The 13,250-nt window shown below is 69.4% G+C and carries 12 protein-coding genes; 5 read left to right on the forward strand and 7 right to left on the reverse strand.

Going from position 1 to position 13,250, the window contains the following annotated elements:
• Window positions 1–4: 4 nt before the first annotated feature.
• Both ACFYWJ_RS26005 and ACFYWJ_RS26010 read left to right on the forward strand, forming a co-directional pair.
• Window positions 5–946 (forward strand): alpha/beta fold hydrolase, encoded by a 942-nt coding sequence (locus ACFYWJ_RS26005; protein ID WP_355279366.1) that lies wholly within the window; start codon window positions 5–7, stop codon window positions 944–946.
• A gap of 18 nt (window positions 947–964) precedes the next feature.
• Entirely contained in the window at window positions 965–1,192 is a 228-nt protein-coding gene (locus tag ACFYWJ_RS26010) for a hypothetical protein (protein WP_355279368.1), read from the forward strand.
• A gap of 4 nt (window positions 1,193–1,196) precedes the next feature.
• Here ACFYWJ_RS26010 and ACFYWJ_RS26015 read toward each other — a convergent pair whose 3' ends face one another.
• Together ACFYWJ_RS26015 and ACFYWJ_RS26020 are read right to left on the reverse strand one after the other, a co-directional pair.
• On the reverse strand, window positions 1,197–1,838 hold the full coding sequence (locus ACFYWJ_RS26015; RefSeq protein ID WP_355279778.1) for a response regulator transcription factor: 642 nt from the start codon (window positions 1,836–1,838) through the stop codon (window positions 1,197–1,199).
• 14 nt (window positions 1,839–1,852) lie between these two features.
• Window positions 1,853–3,250: a sensor domain-containing protein gene (locus tag ACFYWJ_RS26020; protein WP_355279371.1), complete on the reverse strand. Its 1,398-nt coding sequence runs from the start codon at window positions 3,248–3,250 to the stop codon at window positions 1,853–1,855.
• A 137-nt stretch (window positions 3,251–3,387) separates the two neighbouring features.
• Here ACFYWJ_RS26020 and ACFYWJ_RS26025 point away from each other — a divergent pair, with 137 nt between their 5' ends.
• Complete coding sequence (locus tag ACFYWJ_RS26025) at window positions 3,388–3,831, forward strand: hypothetical protein (RefSeq protein ID WP_355279373.1); 444 nt, start codon at window positions 3,388–3,390, stop codon at window positions 3,829–3,831.
• 71 nt (window positions 3,832–3,902) lie between these two features.
• On the forward strand, window positions 3,903–4,787 hold the full coding sequence (locus tag ACFYWJ_RS26030) for an alpha/beta hydrolase (protein ID WP_355279374.1): 885 nt from the start codon (window positions 3,903–3,905) through the stop codon (window positions 4,785–4,787).
• Window positions 4,788–4,842: 55 nt separating this feature from the next.
• Here the strand turns inward: ACFYWJ_RS26030 and ACFYWJ_RS26035 are convergent, their stop codons facing one another.
• From ACFYWJ_RS26035 to ACFYWJ_RS26045, 3 genes are all read right to left on the reverse strand, one after another.
• Window positions 4,843–6,231 (reverse strand): wax ester/triacylglycerol synthase family O-acyltransferase, encoded by a 1,389-nt coding sequence (locus tag ACFYWJ_RS26035; protein WP_355279377.1) that lies wholly within the window; start codon window positions 6,229–6,231, stop codon window positions 4,843–4,845.
• 71 nt (window positions 6,232–6,302) lie between these two features.
• Window positions 6,303–6,917 carry a TetR family transcriptional regulator gene (locus ACFYWJ_RS26040; protein WP_355279380.1) on the reverse strand — a complete coding sequence of 205 codons (615 nt, stop codon included), beginning with the start codon at window positions 6,915–6,917 and terminating at the stop codon, window positions 6,303–6,305.
• A 28-nt stretch (window positions 6,918–6,945) separates the two neighbouring features.
• On the reverse strand, window positions 6,946–9,183 hold the full coding sequence (locus tag ACFYWJ_RS26045; protein WP_355279382.1) for an MMPL family transporter: 2,238 nt from the start codon (window positions 9,181–9,183) through the stop codon (window positions 6,946–6,948).
• A 225-nt stretch (window positions 9,184–9,408) separates the two neighbouring features.
• Here ACFYWJ_RS26045 and ACFYWJ_RS26050 point away from each other — a divergent pair, with 225 nt between their 5' ends.
• The gene (locus ACFYWJ_RS26050) at window positions 9,409–10,917 is read left to right on the forward strand and encodes an FAD-dependent oxidoreductase (RefSeq protein WP_355279385.1); all 1,509 of its coding nucleotides are present in this window, start codon (window positions 9,409–9,411) and stop codon (window positions 10,915–10,917) included.
• A 102-nt stretch (window positions 10,918–11,019) separates the two neighbouring features.
• On the opposite strand, the gene ACFYWJ_RS26055 is transcribed toward ACFYWJ_RS26050, so the two are convergent.
• Window positions 11,020–12,330, reverse strand: a complete 1,311-nt coding sequence (locus ACFYWJ_RS26055) for an oxygenase MpaB family protein (protein WP_355279387.1) — start codon at window positions 12,328–12,330, stop codon at window positions 11,020–11,022.
• Between the two features lie 48 nt (window positions 12,331–12,378).
• Window positions 12,379–13,248 (reverse strand): alpha/beta hydrolase, encoded by an 870-nt coding sequence (locus tag ACFYWJ_RS26060; protein WP_355279390.1) that lies wholly within the window; start codon window positions 13,246–13,248, stop codon window positions 12,379–12,381.
• Window positions 13,249–13,250 lie beyond the last annotated feature (2 nt).

The following is a 13,250-nucleotide window of genomic DNA, read 5'->3' on the forward strand; positions in this document are numbered from 1 at the left end:
CCGCATGACATCCGACAAGCCCACGCCGGTCGACCGCAGGGACGTCACGTTCCAGCGCGCGGGAAACACCCTCAGCGCCTGGCACTTTCCGCCCGCCTCCGATCAGCTGCACGGTCCGGCGGGCGCGCCCGCGATCGTCCTGGCGCACGGCTTCGGGCTGACCCGCGACTGCGGGCTGGAAACCTACGGCGAGCATTTCGCCGCGGCCGGATTGAACGTGGTGGTCTTCGACTACACCGGGTTCGGGCCCAGTGGCGGCGGCCCGCGCGAGGTGGTGTCGGTGCGGTCGCAGCTGGCCGACTACGCCGCGGCGATCGAATTCGCCCGCGGCCTGCCCGGCGTGGATCCGGACCGGGTCGCCGTCTGGGGCACGTCGTATTCCGGCGGGCTCGCCATCGCCGCGGCCGCCACCGACGGCCGGGTCGCCGCCGTGGTGTCGCAGGTGCCGAACCTGGACAACATGGCGACCCTGCGGTTCCTCATCCGCAACACCCCGGTGCGCCGCACCGCCTGGCTGGTCTCCTGCATCGCTCGCGACGTCTGGCGCAAGGCGCGCGGTCGCGACCCGTACTACGTCCAGGCGGTCGGACCCGATGACGCGCCCGCGGCGTACGTCTCCGACGAATCGTGGACCTTCGTGGCCCCGATCGCCGGTCCCACCTGGGTGAACCGGGTCGGGCTGCGTGACTTCGCCACCGTCCCCATGTTCCGTGCCCTGACATACCTCGAGGACCTGCCGTGCCGGGTGCAGCTGTTCGGGTGCACCCGCGACGATCTCACCCCGGTGCAGCCGACGCTGGACGCCGCGGCCAGGCTGGGCGACCGCGCCGAACTGCACACCTACCCGGCCGGCCATTTCGAGATCTACGCCGAGCCCTACATCTCCCAGGCCCTGACCGCCCAGGTCGACTTCCTGGTCCGCGAGCTCGCGCCCCGGGCCGGCTAGCAGCCACCGACGGCACGCATGAACAGCGACGAACAACAATTGATCGATTTCGCGCTGGTCTGGCAGCCGTTCGGCGGCCCGCCCAGCGACGAGATCCTCGCCACCTTCGGGATCACCGAGCCCACCTTCCGCCACCGGGTGCACCGCATCCTGGCCACCCGGGGCACCAGCGTCGACGAGCCCCTCCGCCGATCCGTGCGCGCGATCCTGCGTTCCTATCTGATCGCGGACCGACCGGCGCGGTAGGGCGTCACCCGCGCAGGCGCAGGACCGCGAGGACTCGGCGGTGGTGGGTGTCCGAGGGTGGCAGGTCGAGTTTGGTGAAGATGTTGCCGATGTGCTTCTCGACCGCGCGTTCGGTGACGGTGAGGGCGGCGGCGATCGCGTTGTTGGTCAGGCCCTGGGCCATCAGTTCGAGTACCTCGCGCTCGCGGGGCGTGAGCCGGGTCAGGCTGTCCTGCTGCCGGGAGGCGCCCATCAGCTGTTTCACCACCTCCGGGTCGAGCGCGGTGCCGCCGGTCGCGACCCGGTGCAGCGCGTCGACGAAATCAGCGACGTCGGCGACCCGGTCCTTGAGCAGGTAGCCGACACCGCCCGCGCCCGCGGCGAGAAGTTCTGTCGCGTACCGGGTTTCGATCCACTGGGAGAAGACGAGCACACCGCTGTCCGGGTGGGTCCGGCGCAGGTCGATCGCCGCCAGCAGTCCCTCGTCGGTGAAGGTGGGCGGCATCCGCACGTCCACCACCGTGACGTCGGGCCGGTGCGCGCCGACCACCTCGGACAGCGACGTGGCGTCGCCGACCATCGCCACCACCTCGTGGCCGCGTTCGGTGAGCAGGCCGGCCAGGCCGTCGCGCAGGATCGCGCTGTCCTCGGCGATCACCACCCGCAGCGGCCGCGGCGCGCTCACCGCGGACCCGTCGTCGGCAACACCATGGTCACCACGGTAGGCCCACCGGCGGGACTGTCGACGGTGAGTGTGCCGTCGACAGCGTGGGCGCGGGCCGCGAGACCGGCCAGCCCGCTACCTGCCGCCGCGTCGGCACCGGACGGGTGCGCGCCACCGATCCCGTTGTCGCGCACGGTGATCGCGACCGAACGCAGACTGCCGGGGAGCACCGTGACGGTGACCTCCGTCGCCCGGGCGTGTTTGACCACATTGGTGAGCAGTTCGGCGACCGAGAAATAGGCGATGGCCTCGATGGCGGGGCTCGGCCGTCGCGGCAGGTGGACGCGCAGCTCGACCGGCACCGCGCAGCGGGCGGTGAGCGTCTCCAGGGCGGGCCCGAGGCCGAGTTCGAGTGCGGGCGGGTGGATGCCACGGACCAGTTCGCGCAGCTCGATCAGCGCCTCCTTCGCGCCGGCGCGAGCCTCGGCGATGAGATCGCCGGGGTCCCCGCCTGCGGCCAGGCGTTCCTCGGCCCGGCCCAGGGCCATCGCGATGGTGACCAGCCGCGCCTGGGTGCCGTCGTGCAGGTCGCGCTCGACCCGGCGCAGCGTCGCGGCGGCGTCGTCGACCGCGGCCCGCCTGCTCGCGCGCAGCTCGGCCAGCTGCCGGTCTCGCGATGTCGCCGCCAGCAGGTGCGTGATCAGCATCCCGTGCACCCAGCAGACACCACGGATCAGCCACGGCAGCGCGAAACACAGGGCGATGCCGAGGCCGGACACGGCCAGTGCCCGGGGCCAGGTGTCGACATAGAAGGAACCGAACTGCACCAGGCTGTGCCGCTCGATGCCGCTCTCGTCCACCTGGACCGGGTCGACCAGCAGCCACGGGATCGGCGAGATCGCGGTGAAGGCCACCATCGCGGTCACGACGAGCACCACGTAGCCGACCACCACACCCAGCACGGACTGCGCGAGCAGGAACAGCGTGGCCCGCCAGCTCAGCCGGTCGGTGAACGCGCTCTTCAGGAAGCCGATCAGGCCCGGCCCGCGGACGAACGCCGGTGGCGCCTCGACCCGGACACCGAGCAGCCGACTGCCCAGTCCCCGGTAGATCCGCCCCCACACCCGGCCGCCGAGCAGGATCAGCGCCAGCAGCGGGATGCCGACGAGGAAGATCGACGCGTACAGCCCGCCGCCGAAACCGAAGAACAGGTAGCACGCGGCCACACAGCCGAGCACGAACGACAGGATCAGAAAGCCGAGCTCCTTCCAGGTCCGGAGCTGGAAGGGCGCCCGGGCGATGGCGGCGAGCACCCCGCCACGGGGGCGCGCGGGCACGTGGCGGCCGTCGAGGACCGCGGTCGGCTCGCCGGAATCCTCGATGACCAGGGTCGGCTCGGTTGGCGTGTGAGTCATGATTCCCATGGTCGTCGTGGCGGGCCTCGATCTCGATGGAGCTGCCCACCGGGTCGGTGGTGTAGCTGGCACCACCTTTCCACCCGCCCGGCGGCGCGTCTGTTCACGCTGCGGCCGACGCGAACGATGATCACCGCATGAGCACCCTGTGGTTCGTCGTCGTCCTGGTCGCCGGGATTCTCGCCCTCCTCGCGATCGTCTCGATCCCGGTCGTCGTGTGGCTGCGGCGACGCGGCGCGCGCGTCACCGAGGAGCTGACCTGCGAGCTGCGCCACGACACCGTCGTGCGCGGACCGGAGAAGGCCCTCTACCGGGGCGCGACCGCGCCGGGATTCCCGACCGTGAAGGGCAACGGCGTCGTCGCGCTCACCGCCACCTCGCTGCGGTTCCGGCCGTACGTCGGAACGGCTTTCGACGTGCCGGTGGCCGAGATCGTGTCCGCGCACGAGGCGAAGGTCTTCCAGGGCGCGGTGACCGGCGGCCGCACCCACCTGGTCGTCGACACCCGAGCGGGCGAGATCGGCTTCTTCGTCGAGGACACCGCGGCGTGGCTGCGAGCGATCGAGCGGGTGGCCGGGTGAGACCCCGGCACCCACGCGCCGCTGTGGCATCATGAACTAGAACGAGTTCTAGAAATGCCGAGGAGGTCGACGTGGGAACTGCGCGATCAGTGCGGACGGGGCCGTTCGTCGTCCCCGCCGTCGACGAGATCCCCGGCGGACGGATGCTCGACCTGCCGGGGCGCGGCCGGACCTACGTCGTGGACATCCCGGGACCGGCCGATGCGCCCGTCCTGATCCTGCTGCATGGCACCGCCTGCACAGCGGCCCTGAATTGGTTTCCGGCACTGGAGACCTTGAGCGCGCGGTATCGCGTGGTGCTGTTCGATCAGCGCTGGCACGGACGCGGGATCCAGTCGGCCCGATTCCGGCTCGACGACTGCGCCGACGACGTGGTCGCGGTCGCCGACGCGCTCGGGCTGGACCGCTTCGTCTGCGTCGGCTACTCCCTGGGCGGCATCGTCTCCCTGCTCACCGCCCACCGCCATCCGGATCGGGTGGCCGGGCTGGTGCTCTGCGCGACGCCGTATCGCTTCCAGGAGAAGTGGCGTGAGCGGGCGTTCCATCGCGGCTTCGCCGGCGTCGCCGAGGCGCTGGGTGACTATCCGTATCGCCGGGCCCGGCGGCTCCTGCGCGCGCTGCCGGAACTGCCGGACGCGCTGGTGCCGGGGCACCTACGACAGTGGGCGATGGGCGAATTCCGCAGTACGAGCGGATGGGCGCTGGCGCCGGTGCTGGCCGAGATCGGAACCTTCGACGCCACCCCGTGGCTGCCGGACTTGCGGGTGCCGACCGCGGTGGTCATCACGACCAAGGACCGGGCGATCCCGGTGTATCGGCAGATCGAACTCGCCGCCGCGATTCCCGGGTCGAGTGTGCATCCGGTCGCGGCGGGTCATGCGGCGTGCGCTGTCGCGCCGGACCGGTTCGTGCCGGTGCTGGCCGACGCGTGCCGGGCGGTGACCGCGCGGCGGTAGTCGACGACCCTGTTCGACGCCGGTGGCGAACAGGGCGGACATGCGGAGTGGGCGATCAGCCCCTGGCGCGGGCCGCGGCCAGCAGTTCGTCGATCACGGCGGGCACCGCGTCGGCCAGCGCGTCGACATCGGGCACCAGGTCACGACAGGCGATGAAGCCGAAATCGAGGTCACCACAGTTCGACAGCACGGTGACGGTGAGCCCGGCGCCGTGGAAGACCGGCCCGAACGGATACATGCCGTCGACCCGGACACCGAGGAAGTACAGCGGCATCGGCGGACCGGGCACATTCGAGACCACCAGGTTGTGCACCACCGGATGCCGTTCGGCCAGCTTCAGCGACGAGTAGACGCGCGAGGCGAGGCGGAAGGTGTTGGGCGGGGCGTACTTCGACCAGTCCTGGAGGAAGTCGGCACCGATCAGATCGTGCTCGGCTTTGGCGTCCCGGTTGGCGACGGCCAGCATCTCCAGCCGCTCGACCGGATCGGCGATATCGGTGCCGAGCCGGCAGAACAGGGTCGAGACCTTGTTGATTCCCTCGGTGTGCCGGGTGGATTCGTGCACCGACACCGGCACCGAGGCGACCAGCGAGCGATCGGGCAGCTCGTCGTGATCGGCCAGGTAGCGGCGCAGCACACCACCGACCACGGTCAGCACGACATCGTTCACCTTCACCCCGAACGCGGCCTTGATCTCCTTGATCACGCCGAGATCGGTCTTGGTGAACGAGACCGCCCTGGTCGCGGTGACGGCCTGGTTGAACGGCGTGCGCGGCGCGGAGAACGGCAGCGCCATCCCCGCCTCGTTGTTCCGCCTGCGTTGCGCGAAACCCGCGACCATGCCGAGCGTCTTGGGCACCATGCCGAGCATCCCGGCCCTGGCGGGAAAGCGGACCGCGGCGCGCGCGATGAGCTCGAGATCGCCGGGCACCGGTTCCGGGTGCCACGGTTCGGGTTCCGGCCTGCTGAGCCCCGGCTCCAGATCGCACAGGTGCATCATCATGTTGGTGCCGGTGATGCCGTCGACCGCCGAATGGTGGTACTTGCAGACCACCGCGACCTTGCCGTCGTCGAGCCCCTCCACCACCGACATCTCCCACAGCGGCCGGTTCTGGTCCATCGGCGTACTCGCGACCTCGCCGATGAGCGCGGCCAGACCCGCCTGCCCGCCCGGCTCCGGCAGCTCGACGCGCCGGATGTGGTTGTCGATGTCGAAGTCGGGGTCGTCGACCCAGAGCGGATGGTCGAGGTTGAACGGCACCGGGTGGACCCGGCGGCGCATATGCGGGATGAGGGGCAGGCGCCTGCGGAGCTCATCGCGCAGGTGGTCGAACGAGTACGGCCCGTCGGCCGGATCGAGAATCAACAGGGCACACACGTGTAGATGCTGGGTATCGGTCTCCAGATAGAGGAAACTGGCATCCAATCCAGTAAGTCGTTCCATAGCCGAACCCTACTAGAACACGTTCTAATTTTGCTGGCTCGCGCGGCCGAAATAGACGACTCTCACACCGATTACAGCGGCAGCCCCTGCTCGAGCAGATCGACCGCCTCCAGTACCAGCCGGTAGACATCGTCGCCGGGTTCGTAGGTGCTGTTGGCGATGTGGAACATCACCCCGCCCGCGGCGGCGATGAACACGCGCAGCCGCTGATTGTCCGGTTCGACGCCGAGGTAGTCGGCGAAGAACTCGAGTGCCTCGGAGATGGCCCGGTCGGATTCGATCTGATACGCCGTGCGCAGGGCCGGCTCGGCGTGGATCAGCTTCATCCGCTCGGGATTGGCCGTCCACGGATTCTCGAGAGCGAGCCTATTGAGCTCGTGCAGGATCGCGCGGAGCAGATCGAAGTGACCCAGCCCGCGGGGCAGCGCGGCGATCGCGGCTTCCCGCTGGTCGGCGAGGTCGTCGTTGATGACCACCTGCTCCTTGGACGCGAAGTAGCGGAAGAAGGTGGTGTGGGAGACGTCGGCCGCCTTGGCGATCTGCTCGACCGTCGTGTTCGCGTAGCCCTGCTGCTCGAACAGGCGCATCGCGGCCTCGCGGATCGCGGTTCGCGTGCGCATCTTGTGCTTCTCACGCAGCCCGACCCGACGCCCCGGGCTCGCGCCCGGGGTCGTCGCGTTCGTCATCTCGGCTCCTTCATCGGCGGTGCCCGGGTCAGCTCCTCACTTCGACCAGTTCGGCCGGGGCCGGGCTGTCCGCGTCCGCGGGAATGCCGCGGTTGCGGACGGCGCCGCCTTCGATGTCGAAGTTCGGCACGAGCCTATCGAGCCACGTCGGCAGGCCCCAGGCCCGGTCACCGAGCATCGCGATGACGGCGGGCACCACCATCATGCGAATGATGAAGGCGTCGAAGAACACCGCGATACCGAGGGCGAAGCCCAGCATCTTCATCGTGGTGTCGGGGGCGAGCATGAAGGCCGCGAAGACGCTGACCATGATGATCGCCGCCGAGGTCACCACCCGCGCCCCGTGCCGATACCCGGCGATGATGGCGTCCTTCGCGGTCATCCCGTGGATGTATTCCTCGCGCATGCGGGTCATCAGGAACACCTGATAGTCCATGGCCAGGCCGAAGACGACACCGATGAGGAAGATCGGCAGGAACGACACGATCGGCTGGGTGTTGTCGATCAGGCCGAGGGCGCCCTCCTGGAAGATGGCCACCGTCGCGCCGAAGGTCGCCAGGACCGAGAAGACGAAGCCGAGCGTGCCGATCAGCGGCACCCAGATCGACCGGAACACCCCGATCATGATCAGGAATGCCAGCCCGACGACGACCACCAGATACGGCAGCAGCGCACGGTCGAGCTTGGCCGACAGGTCCGACATGATCGCGGTCTGTCCGCCGACGTGCAGTTCCGCGCCCACCCGCTCGGCGGCGGGTGCGTAGTCGCGGATGCGTTCCATCAGCGCGTGGGTGGCCTCGTCCGAGGGCGCGCTGGTCGGTGTGACCATGATCAGCGCGGTGTCCGCGTCGAGGTTCGGCTGGGCGGCGCCGTTGCCGGTCCACGCCAGGGTGTCCACGTTGGCGACGTCGGGCAATGTCTTGATGTAGGCCACGCTCGCGTCGGCCGCCGCGCTCACGTCGCCGTCGTCGTGATGGACCACGACGAGCAGCGGGCCGTTGATGCCCTGGCCGAAACCGCGCTGCAGCAATGTCATCGCGCGCGCTTCGTCGGGAGTGTTCATCGTCATGGCCAGTTCGAGCTTGCTCATCGGCAGCGCCGCCAGCACCAGGACGGCCAGGCCCGCGAAGATGAACGGCAGCGGCTTGCGCACCACCATGCGCCCGAACTTCACCCCGGCGGTCTCCGCGGTCTCCGACTGCTCGGCGTGCTTGATCCACGGGATCCGCGGCGTGAACGCGAAGCGCCCGACCGCGCCGAGAATCGCTGGGATCAGCGTCAACGCGGCCAGGACCGCGATGGCCACCGCGACCGCGGCGCCGATCCCCATCTGGGTGATCAGCGGGATGCCGATCACCGTCAGCGCGACGACGGCGATGATCACGGTCAGCCCGGCGAACACCACCGCAGAGCCGGCGGTGCCGACCGCGCGACCCGCGGCCTCGGCGCGTTCGCCGCCCCGCGCCACCTCACTGCGATACCGCGACACGATGAACAGCGCGTAGTCGATGGACACCGCGATGCCCAGCATCGTGACGATGCCGGTCGCGCTCTGGTTGACGCTGATGAACTCCGAGCTCAGGGTGACCAGCAGGATCGTGATCAGCACCCCGACCACGCCGGTGACCAGCGGGATGAACGCGGCGACCAGCGCGCCGAAGGCCACGATCATCACCACGAAGGCGAGCGCGAAACCGATCAGCTCGGCCTTGCCCGGCTCCTCCATGATCTGCATCAGCGAGCCGGTGGCCTCCACCTGCAGGCCGTCACCGTTGTGCCGGTCGAGGATGTCCTGGAGTTCGTGTTTCTGGTCCGACTTCAGGTCCATGACGTCGATGTTCTGGCGGACCTGGATGAGGCCGACCTTGCCGTTGTCGCCCACCACCGACGCCGCCAGCGCGGGCTCGACCTGGGCGACCAGGACCGGGTCGACGACGGTGGCCGGATCGGTCAGCTCGGGCAAGGTCCGTAGATCCGCCACCAGCGCGTCGATCTGCGCCGTGTGGTTCGCGATCCCGTCCTCGGCCGCGACGAGGACGCTCGTCGAGGCTTTCATCTGCTGCTGCATGACCTCGGGGAAGTACTTCTCCACCTGGCTCGTCGCCGTGCCGGAGTCCGTTCCGGGCAGGTCGAAGTCCTTGGCGAACTTCGGGTTCAGCGCACCGACCAGCCCGGCCACCGCCGTCGCGGCGATCAGCCAGGCGGCGATCACCTGCCATTTGTGCCGGAACGAGTACCGGCCGAGCCGGTACAACCATGACGCCATCGCACTTCCTCCACTCCCGGGCCGTCCGCCGACCACCGCATGCACGAATCTGTTAGTGACTACCACTTGTTAGTCACTAACACGATAGCGCTTCCGCGGTAGGGGGCGGCTATGACGGCTGTCACCCGCGGCCGGGTAACGCACTACTCTGTTCGGCCGCGCCGGATTGCCGGACAATTGCTCCATCGGACGAAATCGCGTCCACCTCGAAGGAGGGAGCAGCGCATGTCTCCCCGAAGCGAACACTCCGGCGATTCGACGGCGGGCGCCGCGACGATGACGTGCGATGTGTGCGTCGTCGGCGCGGGCGCCGCCGGGCTCAACGCGCTGTATGTCGCGAGTCGCTATCTGAACCGCGACCACCGCGTCGTGCTGGTCGACAGCCGGAAACGGGTGGGCGGTATGTGGACCGACACCTATCCGTACGTGCGCTTGCATCAGCCGCACGGCATGTTCACCGCGGGCGACATCCCGTGGACCCTCGGTCAGGACCGTTCCTACCTGGCGACCAAGGACGAGGTGCTCGACCACCTCGAACACTGCCTGGCCGAGATCGAGCAGCGCGTGCACGTCGACGAGCTCTTCGGCTGGACGATGACCGCGCAGGACGAGACCGCGGGCACCGTCCGGATCACCTGCGAGTCCGCGGACGGCCGCTCGGTCGTGATCGAAACGCGGCGGCTGATCAAGGCCTACGGCTTCCGCATCGCCCCGAACACACCGCTCACCCTGTCCAGCACGCGGGTCAGGTCGGTGTCACCCGATGACTGCGACCTGCGCGGCGACGGCCTGCGCGCCAGTGCCGATCCCGTCTGGATCATCGGCGGCGGCAAGACCGCCATGGACACCGCCTACGAACTGGTCACCGCACAGCCCGGTCGCGAGGTGAATCTGGTCGCCGGCAGGGGCACCTTCTTCCACAGCCGCGAGAAGTTCTTCCCCGGAGGCACCCGGCGATGGTGGGGCGGTGAGCTGCCCAGCGGTCTGCTCCGCGAGGTCAACCGGCGATTCGACGGCAGCAACGAGGCCGCCGTCTGGGACTGGCATCGCACGACGTTCGGCACCGCGGTGACACCCGAGGCCGGAAACTTCCTGCTGGGCATCCTGTCGGAAGCGGAAGCGGCGACGATAGCCTCGGGATTGCGCACGGTGGTCATGGACTATCTCGTGGACGCCGTCGACGACGGCGACGACACCCGCCTCGTCTTCCGCGGCGGCACGTCCGCGCCCCTCCGGCCCGGCAGCTGGGTGGTGAACTGTACCGGCTACGTCATGCGCCACGAGCATCCCTACGAGCCCTACCTGTCGAGCGACGGTGCCGTCCTGTCCATCCAGCCGCGCTCGGCCACGCTCTACCTGACGACGATGATCGCGTATTTCCTGACCCACCTGATGTTCCTGGACCGCATCACCGACACCCCGCTCTACGAACTCGACGTGCAGGACCTCCTCGGCAAGTCCAAAACCGTTGTCCCGTACGCCCTGTTCACCCTCACCCAGTACAACGTGAGCCGCATCTACGACAGCGTCCCGACCGCGATCTTCCGCGACTGCGGACTCGACCTCGATCGCTGGTATCCCCTCCCCCGTCGCATGGCGGCCATGGCCCGGTTCGCACTCACCCACCACCGCGAACGCGAGCACTTGCGCCGGTCCCTGGACACCATCCGCACCCGATTCGACGTCCGGTGCGGGCCACTGGATCACGTTCACGAGCACACCGGCGTCGCGTGAGGCAACGGCCACGCGTGCGGTCGCCGGTGCGGACCGAAGCGGCCGGACCCGCGTGTGGTCGGCGGAGAAGTCCGGGTCACCACCCCGGACTGCCGCGAGCCCCTAGGGTGCCCGGTAGGTCGAAGCGTCGGTGGTGAATTCGGCGTGGCCGAGCCGCGCCAGGTACCGATCGATCTTGCGCACAAGGCGAGCGTCCGCGATCGACCTCGTCGCGGGGATGCGCAGCAGCAGACGATAGATGACCAGGCGGCAGCCCGCGTAGCCGAAGGCGACCGCCGCGCGGAGTCTGTCGGCGGACGTCACCTGGATCCCCATGGCAGCGGCTCGTTCGGTGCTGCCGGACAGCACCGCCTGCACGAAGAAGACCTTGGCGGCACTGCGTTCCACGCGGTCGTGCAGCCGGCTGGCGAGACCGCGATCCGGCTCGGTGTAGGCCGCCATGGTTGCGCGGACGAGCGCACCGCAGGTCGTGTCGTCGTAGGCCTTACGCAAGGTGGCCTGACGGGTCGCCAGAACGTCGACGATCTCGCGGGGCGTGGCCGGGAGCAGATCCTCGGGCAGGCCGAGCAGATAGCAACGGTAGCGGGCGAATTCGACCTGGGCCTGTTCGGCGGGGCTGAAGTGGTCGCGGCCCCGGTCGAGGACCCGCAGGGCCAGCAGCATGGTCGGAATGAGTCCGGCGGGCATCTGATCCGATTGCGGGATCGGGATTCCGTACACCGCGGCGTCCCAGTCGCGACGCAGGATATTGAACCGGACCATCGAATGCATGAGCCGGACCTTGGCCGCCGCCCGGAACCCGACACCGTGCCGGGCCAAGGCCCCGGGCAGGGTGGTGCAGGCGAAGAACGACGCGGTCTCCGTCATCCGCCGTCCGGCGGTCCTGGTGCCGAGCGACCCGGTGATCGCCATCGGCAGCGCCGCATAAGAATTCATGAAGGTGCCGACGAACGACCCGCGGATCAGGAACGGCATGAGATGCGCGGTCGTGTTCCGTTCGATCCGGGCGCCCTCTTCGACCAGTGCCATGTCGAGCCAGGCAGGGATCCGCTCCATCTCCGCGAGGAGCGCGATCAGCTCGGCGGGCGGATGCTCGATGCTGTCGATCCCGTCGGCGCACGCCTGGTCGAGCATCTCGACCAGGCGCCGGAAGCCGTACTCGGGCATGAGCGCCGCGTAGGCATCGGCGGCGAGATCGCCGAGCATCGTGTACGCCTCGATGGTGGCGACGCGGTCGCTGTCGGCGAGCAGTCGTGGCCGCAGAGACGCCAACTCGGCGCGGATCGCGGTCTCGGCGTCCGGTGCGTCGGTGAATCGTTCCGGGCGCCGGGTGAAATCGATGGCGCCGTACATGCCGGGCAGCAGGAGTTTCTGCTGGGCGATCCGTGCACGGATCTCGGCCGGAGCGGTCATTGGGAGTGAGCCTTTCGAAGGGGCGGTGGACGTCACGGGCATTCCTCGCTACAGCTCGTCGAGGAATGTCCGCAGCGCGACCGCGAAGACGTCGTTGTCGTCGCCGGCGACCATGTGCCCGGCGCCGCTGACATCGGCGACCACGGCATGCGGGATCAGCCGGTGCAGCAGCGCGACACCGCTGTCGGTGGCGATGTCGGAGGCGGTGCCGCGGATCAGCAGGGTGGGCACCGCAATACGGCGCGCCGCCCGTTCCAGCCGTACTTGCAGCTCGATGGGGGTCACATCACTCCGGACCTGGAAGAACGCCGGATCCCAGTGCCAGTACCACCGGCCGTCCGCGCCGCGGCGCACGTTCTTTCGCAGGCCGTCCGGGGTGGCGGGCGTGCGACGGTGCGGGTTGTAGGCCGAGACGGCACGGGCCACCTCGTCGAGATCGCCGAATCCGTTCGGCGCACCGGTCACGAAGCGATGGACCCGGCTGACCCCGTCCGGCTCGACCTTCGGTGTGACATCGACCAGCACCAGCGCCGCCGCCAGTCCCGGATCGGCGGCCAGGGCCAGCAGGGCGGCGATCCCACCCATCGACGCACCGACCAGCACCGGTCGGCCCACCCCGGTGCGCCAGCGCACCTGCGCGACGACATCGGCGAGGTCGCCGGTGAGATCGTCGAACGAGTACTCCGCGGCGGTGGACCAGTCGCTGTCGCCGTGGCCCCTGGCGTCGAAGGTCGCGACGGTATGGCCTTGGCGATGCAGGTCGGCGGCCGTGCGCCGCCACGAGTGCCGGGTCTGGCCGCCGCCGTGCGCCAGCACGACCGCCGCGCGGCCCGACCCGCCCCACAGGTCGCCGGCGAGGCGGCCCGCGCCACCGGTGAAGGCGACCCCGGTGGTGTCGGCGTCCCTCGTCGCGCTCATCG

Origin of the sequence: Nocardia sp. NPDC003269 (assembly GCF_042888005.1) — a bacterium.
In the GTDB taxonomy this organism is placed as follows: domain Bacteria; phylum Actinomycetota; class Actinomycetes; order Mycobacteriales; family Mycobacteriaceae; genus Nocardia.

What these genes read in the sequence shown, in the direction of transcription:
- ACFYWJ_RS26035 (WP_355279377.1), bottom strand. Translation starts at nt 6,231, where the DNA reads ATGGAACGACTTACTGGATTGGATGCCAGTTTCCTCTATCTGGAGACC.
- ACFYWJ_RS26055 (WP_355279387.1), bottom strand. Translation starts at nt 12,330, where the DNA reads ATGACCGCTCCGGCCGAGATCCGTGCACGGATCGCCCAGCAGAAACTC.
- ACFYWJ_RS26045 (WP_355279382.1), bottom strand. Translation starts at nt 9,183, where the DNA reads ATGGCGTCATGGTTGTACCGGCTCGGCCGGTACTCGTTCCGGCACAAA.
- ACFYWJ_RS26020 (WP_355279371.1), bottom strand. Translation starts at nt 3,250, where the DNA reads ATGACTCACACGCCAACCGAGCCGACCCTGGTCATCGAGGATTCCGGC.
- ACFYWJ_RS26010 (WP_355279368.1), top strand. Translation starts at nt 965, where the DNA reads ATGAACAGCGACGAACAACAATTGATCGATTTCGCGCTGGTCTGGCAG.
- ACFYWJ_RS26050 (WP_355279385.1), top strand. Translation starts at nt 9,409, where the DNA reads ATGTCTCCCCGAAGCGAACACTCCGGCGATTCGACGGCGGGCGCCGCG.
- ACFYWJ_RS26060 (WP_355279390.1), bottom strand. Translation starts at nt 13,248, where the DNA reads ATGAGCGCGACGAGGGACGCCGACACCACCGGGGTCGCCTTCACCGGT.
- ACFYWJ_RS26025 (WP_355279373.1), top strand. Translation starts at nt 3,388, where the DNA reads ATGAGCACCCTGTGGTTCGTCGTCGTCCTGGTCGCCGGGATTCTCGCC.
- ACFYWJ_RS26005 (WP_355279366.1), top strand. Translation starts at nt 5, where the DNA reads ATGACATCCGACAAGCCCACGCCGGTCGACCGCAGGGACGTCACGTTC.
- ACFYWJ_RS26040 (WP_355279380.1), bottom strand. Translation starts at nt 6,917, where the DNA reads ATGACGAACGCGACGACCCCGGGCGCGAGCCCGGGGCGTCGGGTCGGG.